The organism is Massilia haematophila (genome assembly GCF_042647645.1).
GTDB classification, from domain to species: Bacteria; Pseudomonadota; Gammaproteobacteria; order Burkholderiales; family Burkholderiaceae_D; genus Telluria; species Telluria haematophila.
This window is the reverse complement of sequence record NZ_JBHRVV010000001.1, coordinates 1,039,084-1,052,881: the sequence shown is the minus strand read 5'-3', so window position 1 is coordinate 1,052,881 and position 13,798 is coordinate 1,039,084. Positions and strand designations below refer to the sequence as shown.

Genomic DNA, 13,798 nt, shown 5'->3' with positions numbered 1-13,798 from the left:
AACGGCAGCTTCGGCTGCCGTTTTTTTGTTTCATCCGTTGGTCGGCGGGTTGCCCGCCGCGCAACTGGTGTTCATCGTTTACGCGTGGGCACAGGGGCGCCCACCTACGGGTCAGCCGCTCGACTCCCCATCCAGCGCGCGCCGCATGGCATCCATCTCCTCCACCATCCAGGCCCGGAAGCGCTGGACCTTGCTCATGTTTTCCTTGTGCGGATTGGCGAGGAAGCGGTAGCCCATGTCGAAGCGCGCGCTGCGGCAGGGTATCTGGCGCAGCGCGCCCGAGGCGATGTCCTGGCAGGCGATCCCGTAGGGCACCAGCGCCACGCCCTGCCCCGCCACCGCCGCCTGCACCAGCACGCCCCAATGGCTGTAGCCGCGCGAGAAATCGTACCTGCCCTTCAGGGCGCGGTTCTCGTTCAAGAGCTGCAGCCAGGACTCGGGCGACTTTTCGCACAGCAGCGGCTGCTGCGCCAGATCGGCCAGGCCCAGGTCGGGCTGGCCGGGCGCCAGCAGCTCCGGGCTGTAGACCGGCACCAGGCGTTCGCGAAACAGCAGCGCCGGGTCGCCGTCGCGCACCGGGCCGTAGCGGATCGCCACGTCGGTGGTGTCGGCTTCCAGGTCGACCGGTGCGTCGTTCGAATCGATGCGGATGTCGAGTTCCGGGTACAGCTTGGTGAAGCGGTGCATGCGCGGCACCAGCCACTTGATGGCGAAGGAATGCGTGGTCGAGATGCGCAGCACGGACTCCTCGTCGCCGCGCTGCAGCGCCCCGACCTTGGCGCGCAGGTCGGCCAGCATGCGGCCGATCGCGATCGCCAGCTCCTCGCCCTTCTCGGTGAGGGAAATGTGGCGCGGATGGCGCACGAACAGCGCGAAGCCGACGGTTTCCTCGAGCTGCTTGACCTGCAGGCTGACCGCGGCCGGCGTCTTGTGCAACTCGCGCGCGGCCAGCTTGAAGCTGCCCCAGCGCGCGGCGCACTCGAAATCGATCAGGCCGGAAAGGCTGCGCAGCGGCTTCATGCACCCGCCATGCGTAAATTATTCTTATTCATAGCTGCGTTTTTTCTCGTTTGCCGGTTTTTACTGCCGAGCCGAAAATATACGCGATTCGTCAAGGAGAAGCCATGCACAAGAATACGTTGGTGATCGGCGGAACCCGTTACTTCGGCAAGCTGCTGGTGCAGCGCCTGGTGCGGGCGGGCCACCGCGTGACGATCGCCACCCGCGGCTATGCGCCCGATCCTTTCGGCAGCCGCATTGAGCGCGTCCGCGTCGACCGCCGCAATGAAACGGCGATGCGCAGCGCCTTCGCCGGCAGGCATTACGACCTGGTGTTCGACCAGATGTGCTACAGCCCGCTCGACGCGGCGATCGCCGTGCGCAGCTTCGCCGGCAAGGTCGGGCGCTACGTGATGACCTCGACCATCGACGTCTACCGCGGCCTGGGGCGCGCCGGCGCACTGATGGAAGACGACCTGGCCGTGCTGGCCCAGCCGATCGACACCGGCTATCCCTGGCATGACCCGACGCTTGCGGTGCAAAGCTACGTCGCCGGCAAGATCCAGGCCGAGGCCTACCTGTACCGCGACGGCACGCTGCCGCTGGTGACCGCGCGCCTGGCCCACGTGCTGGGCGGGCCGGAGGAATTCACCGGGCGCCTGGCCTGGTACGTCGACCTGCTGCGCCGCGGCGCGCCGCTGCCGTATGCGAACGCGGCGGCCGAGGTCTCCTTCCTCGGTCCCCAGCAGGCCGCCGCCTTCCTCGACTGGGCCGGCGGCCAGGGCTTCACCGGGCCGGTCAACGCCGCGTCAAACGGGCCGCTGTCGGCGCACGGCCTGTACGGGCGCGTGGCCCAGGTGCTCGACGCGCCGGCGCGCTTCCGGCGCGTGGATGGCGCCACGGCCCCGGGGCAGCTCTCGCCTTTCGATTTCGCGCAGCCGATGGTGCTCGATACGGCGCGTGCGGCGGGGCTCGGGTATCGCTTCGGCCAGTCGGACGAGTGGCTGGACGACGTGATTCGGCAGCATGACCTGGCGTTTGTCTGAGGCGCCTCGGGTATTCACGCGATGAGACGGTGGGTTCGAGAACCCACCCTACCACGGCGGTTTTGTAGGGTGGGTTCTTGAACCCACGCGGTCCGACCATCCATGACCACGCGGCGCGTCACACACACCACCAAATGAAAACGGGCGCCTAGGCGCCCGTTTCACTTTACTTCTGCGGCTTCTCCCGGGCCACCCAGTACAGCAGCAGCACGATCGCCGCATACGGAATCAGCGACAGCAGGTCCGCGTGGGGTCCCGACACGAAGGGGTTCGAGGACTCGGCCCACTTCGCCATCATGTTGTCGAAGTTGGTCATCACGCCCGCCGTGATAGCGATTACGATGCCCGCCAGCGCGCCGCCCGCGATGTAGCCCGAGGCCAGCAGCGTGCCCGAGCTGCGGTCGCCCGCGGCCTGGCGCTCTTCCTCGTTCAGCTTGTCGTACTGCGGCAGCTTGTTGTTGCGGCGGTCTGCGAACCAGCGCACCGCGCCGCCGACCGCGATCGGTAGCGTCGACACCAGCGGCAGATACACGCCGACCGAGAACGCCAGCGCCTGGATGCCGGCCATCTCCAGCACCACGGCGATCATCACGCCGAACAGCACCAGGGTCCAGGGCAGCTGCTGGTCGAGGATGCCCTTGATGATGTAGGACATCAGCACAGCCTTGGGCGCACCGTATTTCTTCACCTCGCTGCCGTCCGGGCGCTGGTGGTAGCGGCCGTTGATGCCCGGGTCGACCAGGTAGGCCAGCTTGCCGTCATCCGCGACCAGGTACTTGCCGGCCGGGCCGCCGACCGTGTCAAGCTTGCGCCAGACCTTATAGGTCTTGTCGTCGCTTTCGGCCTGCGGGCCTTGCAGGCGCTCGGTCTCCGTCAACTTCGAGGCGTCGACCGTGATCGCCGGCGCCACCTGGGCCGCCGGCACGTAGACGGTGCCGGCCTCGTTCAGCTTCAGCAGGATCGGGCCCAGGACCAGCGCCGAGGCAAAGGCGCCGCACAGGATCGCGTACTGCTGCAGGCGCGGCGTCGAGCCGACCAGGAAGCCGGTCTTCAAATCCTGCGAGGTGGTGCCGGCGTTGCTGGCGGCGATGCAGACGATGGCGCCAACCGACAGGGCGGTGACGTAGTAGCGTCCGCCGGTCCAGCCCATCACCAGGAAGATCAGGCAGGTGAACAGCAAGGTCGCCACCGCCATGCCCGAGATCGGGTTCGAGGACGAGCCGATCTCGCCGGTCAGGCGCGAGGAAACGGTGGCGAACAGGAAGCCGAACACCAGGATCAGCAGCGCGCCCAGCACGTTCATGTGCAGCGGCGTGGCGAAGGTGATGATGGCGATGATCGCCAGGCAGCCGATCGCCACCCACTTGATCGGGATGTCCTGGTCGGTGCGCAGCGCGGCCTTGCCGGCGCTGGACCTCCCTTGCGCTTGCGCTTTGCCCATGCCGGCCAGGCCGCCCTTCAGGCCACCCCAGATCGCGGGCAGCGAGCGCACCAGCGAGATCAGGCCGCCGGCCGCCACCGCGCCCGCGCCGATGTAGAGCACATAGGCGTCGCGGATGTCGTCCGGCGACATATCCTTGATCAGCGTGGTCGCCGGCGCCAGCGGCACCGTCAGCAGCTCGCCGAAGAACTTGATCATCGGGATCAGGAGCAGGTAGGACAGTACGCCGCCCGCCGCCATGGTGAAGGCGATGCGCGGGCCGATGATGTAGCCGACGCCGACCAGTTCCGGCGATACTTCCGCGCCGGCCGAACCGGCCTTCAGGGGCGCGCCGAACTCGAAGTTGGCGACGTCCTTCCAGCCTCGGAACGAGACGTTGGCCACCTTGTACAGCAAGCCCAGGCCGAAGCCGCCGAAGATGATGGCGGCGCGGCGCTTGGCGTCCTTTTCCGCGTCCGAGCCGGCTTCGCGCTGCTCGCCCGCGGCGGCGCGCGAGGTCTCGGTAGCCGCGGCCTTCAGCACCTCGGCGCAGGCCGTGCCTTCCGGGTATTTCAGTTCGCGGTGGGCGTCGACGATCATGGTGCGGCGCATCGGGATCATCATCAGGATGCCGAGCAGGCCGCCGAGGATACCGACCAGCATGACGCGCGAGATCTCGAGATCGAAGCCGAGGATCATGATCGCCGGCATGGTCGCGCCCAGCCCGAAGGCGAGCGACTCGCCGGCCGAACCGGCGGTCTGGGTGATGCTGTTCTCGAGGATCGACGATTCGCGCCCGCCCATCTTGCGGAACATGCCGAACAGGGTGATCGCGATCACCGCCACCGGGATCGAGGCGCTGACGGTCAGGCCGACTTTCAATACCAGGTACAGCGAGGAAGCGCCGAAGACCATGCCCAGCACGACGCCCATGACGAGGGCGCGGACGGTCATCTCGGGCAGGTTCGCCGACGCCGGGATGTAGGGTTTGACGGCGGGCGGTGCGGGATCGTAGGGCATCGGTTTCCTTGATTCTTGGGGATGCTGTCCGTCTTCGACGGAGGTGAAGGCGTGACTATGGCACATGCTGGAATGGAAGAAAAGCGCATTATAATGAGCCGATCCGGGCCGCTGACCCTTGCGGTCCCACAGCACGAGAGAACGTCTTGACCAAGTCCACCCGCCCGGCCCCCGCCTTCCGGCCGCTACGCCGCGAACGCGGTTTCATTTTCTTCATCCTCGCCGCCATCGTGCTGTTCGTCGCCGGCGCCCTGATCTACGTGTTCGCCGCCATCGTGCCGAAGGTGCCGCCGATCGACGCCGTCCTCGATTACAAGCCGAAGATCCCGCTGCGCATCTACACCGCCGATAACGTCCTGATCGGCGAATTCGGCGAGGAGCACCGCGACTTCGTCCCGATCGCCCAGATCCCGCCGATGATGAAGAACGCGGTGCTGGCGATCGAGGACGCGCGTTTCTATGAACATGGCGGCATCGACTGGATGGGCGCGATGCGCGCGGTCGGCTCCAACCTGCGCAGCGGTTTCGGTTCCGGCGGCGCCTCGACCATCACGATGCAGGTGGCGCGCAACTTCTTCCTGTCGAAGGAGAAGAAGCTGTCGAGGAAGATCAACGAGATCGCCCTCGCCTGGAAGATCGAGGACGCCCTGACCAAGGACCAGATCCTCGAGCTCTACATGAACCAGATCTACCTGGGCCAGCGCTCCTATGGTTTTGCCAGCGCGGCGCGCGCCTACTTCGGCAAGGACCTGGACAAGCTCTCCATCGCGGAGACCGCGATGCTGGCCGGCCTGCCCCAGAACCCGGCGCGCAACAACCCGGCCGTGAACCCGAAGCGCGCCAAGCTGCGCCAGGAGCAGGTGCTGAGCCGCCTGCGCGAACTCGGCCAGATCGACGACGCCCAGTACGCCAAGGCCGTGGCCGAGCCAATGCGCGTGCATTCGCGTCCCCAGGAATTCGGCGCCCATGCGGAGTACGTGGCGGAACTGGCGCGCCAGGCGGTCTACGCCCGGTTCAAGGAAGAAGCCTACACGCGGGGATTGCGCGTGATCACCACCATCCGCGAGGCGGACCAGAAGGCGGCCTACGAATCGGTGCGCCGCAACGTGCTGGCCTACGATGCGCGCCACGGCTACCGCGGTCCGGAAGCGCGGATCGAATTGCCTTCGATTGACGACGAACGCGAGGAAGCGATCGTCGAGGCCCTGCAGAAGCGCCCGTCCAGCGACGGCCTGGAGCCGGCGGTCGTGCTCGAAGCCTCGCCCAGGCGCGTGAAAGTCGAGACCATCGACGGCGACGTGATCGACATCGAAGGCGCCGGCCTGAAATTCGCCGCCGCCGGCTTGTCCGGCAAGGCCAAGGATTCGGTGCGCATTGCGCCGGGCGCCATCGTCCGCATCAGCAAATTGCCGAAGGACGGCTGGGGCATCAGCCAGGTGCCGCAGGTGGCCGCCGCCTTTGTCGCGATCGACGCCGACACCGGCGCCTACCAGGCCCTGGTCGGCGGCTTCGACTACAACCTGCAGTAGTTCAACCACGTGACCCAGGCCTGGCGCCAGCCGGGTTCCGCGATCAAGCCCTTCGTCTACGCGGCGGCCATCGACAAGGGCTATTCGCCGGGCACCCTGATCCTCGACGAGGCGCTCGACATGCCGGGCGAGAACGCCGGCGCCACCTGGTCGCCGCAGAACGACGACGGCGTCTTCGACGGCCCGATCACGATGCGCTATTCGCTGGCGCACTCGAAGAACGTGCCGACCGTGCGCCTGCTGCGCGCGATCGACGTCCCCTACGCCCACGACTTCCTCGGCAAGTTCGGCTTCGATTTGGCGCGCCACCCGAAGAACCTGACGCTTGCGCTGGGCACCGGCGCCGTCACGCCGCAGCAGATGGCCGGCGCCTATGCCGTCTTCGCCAACGGCGGCTTCTCAGTGAAGCCCTACCTGATCGCGCGCATCGTCGACGGCGACGGCACCGTGATCCAGGAAACCACGCCGCCCGCGCCGCGCCAGGAAAGCGCGCGCGTGCTCGACGCCCGCAACGCCTGGATCACCGACAGCATGCTGCGCGACGTCACCCGCTACGGCACCGGCGCCGCGGCCACCAAACGCCTCGGCCGCCCTGACCTCGCCGGCAAGACCGGCACCACCAGCGACGCCATCGACGGCTGGTTCGCCGGGTATGGCGGCAACGTGGTGGCGGTGGCCTGGATGGGCTACGACGAACCGCGCTCGCTGGGCGGCCGCGAATTCGGCGCCACGCTGGCGCTGCCGATCTGGCTCGACTACATGCAGGTGGCGTTGGCCAAGCATCCGGCCGTGGAGCGTCCGCAGCCGGAAGGCATGGTGCGCGAGAACGACGACTGGGTGTATGCGGAGCTGGCGGAGAACCCGCAGCTGCACGGGATCGACGTGATGGCGGCGGCGCCCGAGGAGGATCCGGACGGCTTGTCCGAGGGGGAGGAAGTGATGCCTGTGCCTGCCGAGCCGACGGTGGATAATGCGCATCCGCTGGCGGATCCTGTCCGCTAGCCGCAGATAAGGACTTGTTTCCGTATCCGGGGCGAACGCGCTGCGCCGGCTATCGCCCGACATCAAGTTATTAAAATGCGACACCCAGATAGACAGGGCAAGTAGGAGCATTTAAAATGTTTCTACAAGTTAATATATTGGGTGCGCAGTGCCATCACGTTCAAAAGCAAGAATTGTTATTCTGGAAGGCTCCTGGTGGGATGAACACGAGGTGCCGCAGATTTTGCCTTATTTCCAGGCGCTCGCTGTCACCCATCAGAAAGAATTGGAAATCACGCACCGTACCTTCCGAACAAAGGAAGATATTGCCTTTTACGTTGCGGAGATTCCCAAAAATGCAGGGGTAATGCTGTATATCGCATGCCATGGCGACCAGGGCGTATTGCGGCCTTCGGGCGATACCGTCATTCCGCTGTCGGAAGTGGCCGATGCGCTGAAAAAAGCACCGTCGGGTGCCATCTCGTTCGTGCATTTCGGCTCCTGCGAAATGGTGGTACCGGGACGCCGCCGCGAATGTCATCGTTTGATTCGAGAGGCATGCAACGCGATCTGGGTGTCGGGCTACACCAAACAGGTGGATTGGCTGCCGAGCACCTTCCTCGACCTGATGCTTGCGACCAGCATCTTTGCGCCTCAGCATGGAAAGACCGATGGCCGTGCCGGGCGCATCAACCATAACGCCAACAAGTTCTTCGAGATGTACGAGCAGACTGCCCGCTCCCTGGGATTCAGCGCCTTGTCTGCGCACACCGATGGCGACCGCCTCTACCCTGCCGCGTTACATTAATTTCCGTTTAATTCTTGCGCAGGCAGCCTGCGCGGCGCCTGCGCTTGCATCCGCATAAAAAATCAATCGCCTCAGGCCCACGATGACGTCGACAGAAATGACCTCCATGAAAGAACCAACCGGCCTTACGAAATTCGTGATGGGCGTGATCGAAACAGTACAGCCGGATAACGAAGACGTCGCGCGGCATATCGCGGATCTGCGCAAAGCCCATCCTTCATTATCGACGGATCAGCTCGCCGAAAAATGGGCCGATCAAATCTGTTGGCGCTATGCCTCGCAGGGGGCGGTGACCGCATTGCCGAGCGCAATTCCGGGCTTGGGTACCGCAACCCAGGTGGCCATCGAAGCAGGCGCAATTTCTGCTGACCTTGCATATATGCTCCGCTGCATGGGCGGCATGGTCATTGGCGTCGGACAAATCTATCAACGTGATGTCGAAGCAAGCTTCAACCAGGATCTCGTCCGGGTACTCGGCTTGTGGTGTGGCGTACTTAGCCTGACCAGGCAAGGTGCTGTACGGATCGCCGAGAAAGTCGCCATCGCACAATTCAAGAAAATCCCGGCAAAAGTTTTCCAACGCATTAATCAAAAAGTCGGAACCACGATTGTCGCGAAATACGGCACCAAGCGCGGCGGAATCGCGGTTGGACGCCTGGTGCCGTTCGGGGTAGGCGCCCTGGTTGGCGGCGGCTTCAACCTGGCGACGATGAAAGCCTTTAAACAGCATGCCATCCGCTATTACCAGACCGAGGATGGCGTCATTATCGAAAACTGACAGGCTTCGATTTCCCACCAGGCGCTAGACCGCCACACGGTGATGCGCAGGCCGGACCAGCATGCATCGCCGCCCGCCTTGTCCCACCCCCGCTCCCACTCCCACGCGTTCACTCCCACGCGTCGATGATCCAGTCCGCCAGCTTCCCATTCGGCTGGCGCGGCAGATCCGGTCCGAACGAGAACGCGGCCGGCCGCTCGGGCGGCGTCAGCCGTTCGGCGATCCAGCCCGCCAGCTCCGTACGCAAGGCCGCCGCATCGCCGGCAGCCGCACGCGGCACCACGAAGGCCTTCAGCCGCGTCCCCTCGTCCAGCCGCATCAGGCGCACGTGGCATGCGGCCACCGCCGGATGCATCGCCAGTACCTCGCCGACATAGGCCGGAAACACGTTGGTGCCGCCCACCTGCACCGCATGATCGACGCGCCCGGCCGGCAGGAAGCGGTCCGGCCCGGACCACGCCAGCCGGTCCTGCAGCGCGAAACGTTCGGGCTGGCCGCCCTCGCCGTCGCGTTCGATCGCATCCTCGCCCGCCGCGCGCCAGTACGGGAACAGGCGATAGGGTTCGCCCGCCGCCTCGCGCCAGCCGACGCCCGCGGTTTCCGAGCTGCCGTAGACCTGCAGCAGGCGCAGGCCGGCCTCCGCCAGCGTGCGCGCGACGGCATCCGGGCAAGGCGCGGTCGAACTGACACCGACGACCTCCGGCGCGAAGGCCAGGCCCAGCGCCGCCACCTGGCGCCAATAGTCGGGATGGGCCACGACCAGGTCGCCCGGCCGCAACTGCCCCGCCAGCGCCGCCGGCGAGGCGCCGCGCAGGTCGAGCACCGGCAAGGTACGGCCGCCGGCCTGCGGCAACAGCACCGTGAACAGGAAGCCATAGATATGATGGGCAGGCACCGCGCTGAGTACTCGGCGCCGCCCCGGCAACAGGCGCGCCAGCGCATCCACCTCGCGCCACAGCCCGGAAAGGCGGTGCGCGCAGCGCTTCGGCACGCCCGCGCTGCCCGAGGTGCGGAAGGTCAGCTCGGCGTCGAAGCGGGCCAGGCTGGCGCGCGCGGCATCGATCCATTCCGACAGGCGCGGCCGCGCCAGCAGCGCATCCTCCATGCCGGCGCGTCCGAACCCCAGCAGGTCGCCGAGCGCGGTGGCGGCGCCCATCAGGTCGAGCGAGTCGGCGCCGAGGTCGCGCGCCAGGTCGATCCCGGGCGGCCAGGGCTGGGCCGGCAGCGTGCGGCCGGGTCGCGCCAGCGCCAGTTCGGCGGCAACCAGGTCGCGCACCACGCGCTCGACTGCACTTGTATCTTGCCACCAGGCCGGGCGCGGCGCAGACTGTTCCATGTATATATCCCGACAAGGAAAGGTGAGTGAAGGGCTGGCGATGGTGCCAGCCGGACAACGACTGTGTCAACACCGCATCAGGATTGGCAAGACCGGTAGCGCGCACGATTGACACGCACGCTGGGTGCATGCCAACATCCGTTTCCCACCGTCAACTCCCAACAGCCCCCGATCTCACTGGAACCCGCCCCATGACCAATGCCACCATCACCTTCGACAGCCGCGGGCTCGCCGACCTGCTGGACGCCAGCAGCCAGGAGCAGCTCGATGCGCTCGACTTCGGCGTGATCGGCTTCGACGCCGACACCAATGTGCAACGCTACAACGCGGCCGAATCGCAGGCCGCCGGCCTGTCGCCGCAGCGCGTGATCGGCGAGCCGCTGTTCACCAACGTCGCGCCCTGCCTGAACAACTTCATGGTGGCCCAGCGCTTCGAGGATGCCGCCGTCGAGGCCAGCGAACTGGACGACACCATCGACTACGTGCTGACCCTGCGCATGCGCCCGATCAAGGTCAAGCTGCGCCTGCTGGCAAGTGCCGCCGGCACTACCCGTTACGTCCTGGTCCAGCGCCGGTGATGCCGATGGACGACAGCGTCGAACAGCTGCGCGCCGAGCACGAGGCGCTCATCCAGTTCCTCTACCTGGCCCCGGTCGGCCTGGTCCAGGCCGGGATCGACGGCGAGATCGCGATGATCAATCCGATTTCGGCGCAGCTGCTGATGCCGCTCTCGTCCGACGGCTGCTTAAGCAACCTGTTCACCGCGCTGGAAGGCGTCGCGCCCGACCTGCGCTTCCAGTGCCAGCACTACCCGCGCGCCAACGGCATGGTGTTCGAGGGCCTGCACATCCATTTGCGCAGCGCCGAGCAGCAGCGCGCCGGCAAGCAGGCCCCGCAGATCCTGTCGCTCACGCTGCTGAAGCTGGACCAGGCCCGCATCATGGCCGTGATCCAGGACGTCACCGCCGAAGTGCGGCGCGAGCGCCAGCTGCGCCAGAGCGACGCCTGGCTGAACGCGATCCTGACCCGCATCAGCGACTACGCCCTGGTCTCGCTCGACCGCTCGGGGCGCATCTGCGACTGGAACGAGAGCATCGGCCGCGTGACCGGCTTCGGCGAGCACGTGATCGGCTCGCCCTATTCGATCTTCTATCCACAGGATGCGATGACGCACGAGCACCTGTGCGACCGCCTGCGCGAGGCCGAGCGCAACGGCTGGAGCCTGGACGAGGGCCTGCGCCTGCGCGCCGACGGCAGCCAGTTCTGGGGCAGCGTGCTGATCGCGCCCCTGCCCGACCGCGAAGCCTTCGGCCTGGACGATCCGGAAGCGCCGGGTTACGAGCCCTATTACTGCCTGATCCTGCGCGACATCAGCGACAAGCGCGCCGCCAGCGAGCGGCGGCGCCAGGCCGCCTTCTGCGACCACCTGACCGGCCTGGCCAACCGCCGCGCCTTCTTCGAGGCGGCCGAGCTGGAACTGGACCGCGCCGCGCATACCCCGCGCCCGCTCGCCATGATCCTGTTCGACGCCGACCTGTTCAAGAACATCAACGACCGCTACGGCCACCCGGCGGGCGACCGCGTGTTGTGCGACCTGGCCGAGGCCCTGCGCGACAGCTTCCGCATCGTCGACACCGTGGCGCGCCTGGGCGGCGAGGAATTCGCCGTACTGCTGCCTTCCACCGGCGCGCAGGAAGCGCTGGCCGGCGCCGAGCGCGTGCGCGCCTTGGTCGCCACGCGCCTGGTCGCCAGCGACCAGGGCGAGATCGCCTACACCGTCAGCGCGGGCGTCGCCGTGCTGGACGGCCAGGAGGGCGAGGATGGCCAAGATGGCGTTCGCGGCGGCATCGACGCCCTCATCAAGCGCGCCGACCAGGCGCTTTATCTTGCCAAGGGCCGCGGCCGCAACCGCGTGGCCTGCTGGACACCTGACCTCCCTGCCCATGAAGACATTCCAAAGCGAAGCCGCGATGCAGGTTGAGAGCATCGACGCCTACGAGGCGCTCGTCCAGTTCCTCTACCGCGCGCCGATCGGCCTGGTCCAGACCTGCCTCGACGGCACGGTCGACATGCTCAACCCGATGGCCTCGAACCTCCTGATGCCGCTCGCGGCCGAGGACGGGCTGGACAACCTGTTCACGGTGCTCGATGCGGTTGCGCCCCAGGTCAGGCAGATGGCGGCCGCCTTCGAGCAGCCCTCGGGCGTGGTCTGCGACGCCCTGCGCGTACCCCTCGGCGCGGCCCACAGCGCGCCGGGCGCGCCCCAGGTGCTGTCGCTCAGCCTGCTCAAGCTCGACCCCGAGCGCCTGATGGCGGCGATCACCGACGCCACCCTCGAGATCCAGCGCGAGCAGGACACCCTGCGCCGGCGCCTGCGCAGCGCCGCCCGCACCGACGCCCTGACGCGCCTGCCGAACCGCGCCGCCGTGCGCGAGCAGCTGCAGTCCCTGCTCGCGCGGCCCGAGGGCGGCGGCGAGTTCGCGCTGCTGTTCCTGAATTTCGACCGCTTCCGCCAGATCAACGATACCCTGGGCCAGACGGCCGGCGACCAGCTGCTGGTGGCCATCGCCGATGCCCTGCTCGGGACCATGGCCGAGCGCAGCTGGGGCGGCAATCCCGGCGCGCGCCGCATCGACGCCGCCGCCGGCACCAATCACCTGGTGGCGCGCGTCGGCGGCGACGAATTCGTGGTCCTGCTCGACGGCCTGCGCCATCCCGACGAGGCCGAACGCACGGCGCTGCGCCTGCTGGACGTGCTGTCGCGCCCGCACCGCATCGACGGGCGCGACGTGCCCTGCCGCGCCAGCGTCGGCGTGTTCTGGGGCGCCGGCGCCGACGGCGACGCCGATGCCGCCATGCGCGACGCCAGCATCGCCATGATCGAAGCCAAGCGCAGCGGCGGCGCCCGCCACGTGCTGTTCGACGCCAGCATGCGCGAACGCGCCGCGCGCCGCGCCGACATCGAGGCCCAGCTGCGCACCGCGCTGGCGGAAGAACAGCTGTTCGTGGTCTACCAGCCGGTGGTCGGCCTGCGTCCGGACGGCAGCACCGACTACGCCGCCGGGGTCGAGGCGCTGGTGCGCTGGCAGCATCCGGTGCGCGGCCTGGTGCCGCCCTTCGACTTCATCGGCGTGGCCGAGGAGTGCGGCCTGATCGACCAGATCGGCGACTTCGTGCTGGCGCGCGCCTGCCGCGACTTCATGCGCTGGCGCGAACAGCTCGGCGATGCGGCGCCGCGCCTGATGGCGGTCAACCTGTCGCGCGCCCAGCTTGCCCAGCCCGACTGGACCGCCACCGTGCGCGCCATCCTGGACCAGACTGGCATGCCCGCCTCCAGCCTGCAGCTGGAAGTCACGGAAAGCCTGGCGGCCCAGGACGAGAACACCCAGTTGCGCCTGCACGAACTGAAGGCGCTCGGCGTCAGGCTCGCGCTCGACGACTTCGGCACCGGCTATTCCTCGCTGTCGAGCCTGCACCTGCTGCCGGTCGACACGGTGAAGATCGACCGCTCCTTCGTGTGCAAGGCCGACACCAGCCACCACCACCAGGTGCTGATCGAGGCGACGGTGAAGGTGGCCAGCAGCCTGGGCATGAACACGGTGGCCGAAGGCATCGAGACCGAGGCCCAGGCCGCGGCGGTGCGCGCCCAGCATTGCGCCAAGGGCCAGGGCTACTTCTACAGCCGGCCGCTGCCGACCGAGGCACTGGTGGCCTGGATCAGGGAAAAGGCCGGCGCGGCCCGCGGCTAGGCGGCCGCCGCCCTGCTGGCGCGGAAATATTGCATAACGTAAGGAAATGACCGGACCTTGACTGTCCGGTATCTCCTACAAACGCTCTCGTTCTCATCCTATAGCGGACCGGGCAAGGCGCTCGCATGATGA

9 protein-coding genes and 1 pseudogene are annotated in these 13,798 nt (G+C 67.2%); 7 read left to right on the top strand and 3 right to left on the bottom strand.

Annotated features, from left to right (window positions below; translation table 11 throughout):
- Nucleotides 1–111: 111 nt before the first annotated feature.
- A complete protein-coding gene (locus tag ACFOPH_RS04820) occupies nucleotides 112–1,020 on the bottom strand; it encodes a LysR substrate-binding domain-containing protein (protein WP_312550590.1) in 909 nt (302 codons plus the stop codon).
- A 104-nt stretch (nucleotides 1,021–1,124) separates the two neighbouring features.
- Between ACFOPH_RS04820 and ACFOPH_RS04815 the strand changes: the two genes are divergently transcribed.
- Nucleotides 1,125–2,045, top strand: coding sequence for an NAD-dependent epimerase/dehydratase family protein (locus tag ACFOPH_RS04815; RefSeq protein WP_312550589.1), 921 nt, complete (start codon nucleotides 1,125–1,127; stop codon nucleotides 2,043–2,045).
- 166 nt (nucleotides 2,046–2,211) lie between these two features.
- Here ACFOPH_RS04815 and ACFOPH_RS04810 read toward each other — a convergent pair whose 3' ends face one another.
- Nucleotides 2,212–4,485 (bottom strand): OPT family oligopeptide transporter, encoded by a 2,274-nt coding sequence (locus ACFOPH_RS04810; RefSeq protein WP_379733880.1) that lies wholly within the window; start codon nucleotides 4,483–4,485, stop codon nucleotides 2,212–2,214.
- A gap of 146 nt (nucleotides 4,486–4,631) precedes the next feature.
- Here ACFOPH_RS04810 and ACFOPH_RS04805 point away from each other — a divergent pair.
- The 3 genes and pseudogenes from ACFOPH_RS04805 to ACFOPH_RS04795 all read left to right on the top strand — a co-directional run bounded on the left by ACFOPH_RS04805 (nucleotide 4,632) and on the right by ACFOPH_RS04795 (nucleotide 8,581).
- Nucleotides 4,632–7,016 (top strand): annotated as a pseudogene (locus ACFOPH_RS04805) (penicillin-binding protein 1A).
- A 148-nt stretch (nucleotides 7,017–7,164) separates the two neighbouring features.
- Nucleotides 7,165–7,803 carry a hypothetical protein gene (locus ACFOPH_RS04800; protein ID WP_379733879.1) on the top strand — a complete coding sequence of 213 codons (639 nt, stop codon included), beginning with the start codon at nucleotides 7,165–7,167 and terminating at the stop codon, nucleotides 7,801–7,803.
- Nucleotides 7,804–7,909: 106 nt separating this feature from the next.
- The gene (locus tag ACFOPH_RS04795) at nucleotides 7,910–8,581 is read left to right on the top strand and encodes a hypothetical protein (RefSeq protein ID WP_312551162.1); all 672 of its coding nucleotides are present in this window, start codon (nucleotides 7,910–7,912) and stop codon (nucleotides 8,579–8,581) included.
- A 109-nt stretch (nucleotides 8,582–8,690) separates the two neighbouring features.
- Here ACFOPH_RS04795 and ACFOPH_RS04790 read toward each other — a convergent pair whose 3' ends face one another.
- Nucleotides 8,691–9,917 carry an AMP-binding enzyme gene (locus tag ACFOPH_RS04790; RefSeq protein ID WP_312551160.1) on the bottom strand — a complete coding sequence of 409 codons (1,227 nt, stop codon included), beginning with the start codon at nucleotides 9,915–9,917 and terminating at the stop codon, nucleotides 8,691–8,693.
- 191 nt (nucleotides 9,918–10,108) lie between these two features.
- Here ACFOPH_RS04790 and ACFOPH_RS04785 point away from each other — a divergent pair, with 191 nt between their 5' ends.
- The 3 genes from ACFOPH_RS04785 to ACFOPH_RS04775 are packed head-to-tail and all read left to right on the top strand — an operon-like array spanning nucleotide 10,109 to nucleotide 13,666.
- Nucleotides 10,109–10,495: a PAS domain-containing protein gene (locus tag ACFOPH_RS04785; RefSeq protein ID WP_312551158.1), complete on the top strand. Its 387-nt coding sequence runs from the start codon at nucleotides 10,109–10,111 to the stop codon at nucleotides 10,493–10,495.
- Between the two features lie 5 nt (nucleotides 10,496–10,500).
- A complete protein-coding gene (locus ACFOPH_RS04780) occupies nucleotides 10,501–11,898 on the top strand; it encodes a sensor domain-containing diguanylate cyclase (RefSeq protein ID WP_379733876.1) in 1,398 nt (465 codons plus the stop codon).
- Nucleotides 11,861–13,666 carry a putative bifunctional diguanylate cyclase/phosphodiesterase gene (locus ACFOPH_RS04775; protein WP_379733874.1) on the top strand — a complete coding sequence of 602 codons (1,806 nt, stop codon included), beginning with the start codon at nucleotides 11,861–11,863 and terminating at the stop codon, nucleotides 13,664–13,666. Before ACFOPH_RS04780 ends, ACFOPH_RS04775 begins: the two co-directional genes overlap by 38 nt.
- The last annotated feature ends 132 nt before the right edge of the window (nucleotides 13,667–13,798 follow it).

Coding starts and splice junctions, on each gene's coding strand:
- ACFOPH_RS04820 (WP_312550590.1), bottom strand. CDS start 1,020: ATGAAGCCGCTGCGCAGCCTTTCCGGCCTGATCGATTTCGAGTGCGCC.
- ACFOPH_RS04795 (WP_312551162.1), top strand. CDS start 7,910: ATGAAAGAACCAACCGGCCTTACGAAATTCGTGATGGGCGTGATCGAA.
- ACFOPH_RS04810 (WP_379733880.1), bottom strand. CDS start 4,485: ATGCCCTACGATCCCGCACCGCCCGCCGTCAAACCCTACATCCCGGCG.
- ACFOPH_RS04790 (WP_312551160.1), bottom strand. CDS start 9,917: ATGGAACAGTCTGCGCCGCGCCCGGCCTGGTGGCAAGATACAAGTGCA.
- ACFOPH_RS04815 (WP_312550589.1), top strand. CDS start 1,125: ATGCACAAGAATACGTTGGTGATCGGCGGAACCCGTTACTTCGGCAAG.
- ACFOPH_RS04780 (WP_379733876.1), top strand. CDS start 10,501: ATGGACGACAGCGTCGAACAGCTGCGCGCCGAGCACGAGGCGCTCATC.
- ACFOPH_RS04775 (WP_379733874.1), top strand. CDS start 11,861: ATGAAGACATTCCAAAGCGAAGCCGCGATGCAGGTTGAGAGCATCGAC.
- ACFOPH_RS04785 (WP_312551158.1), top strand. CDS start 10,109: ATGACCAATGCCACCATCACCTTCGACAGCCGCGGGCTCGCCGACCTG.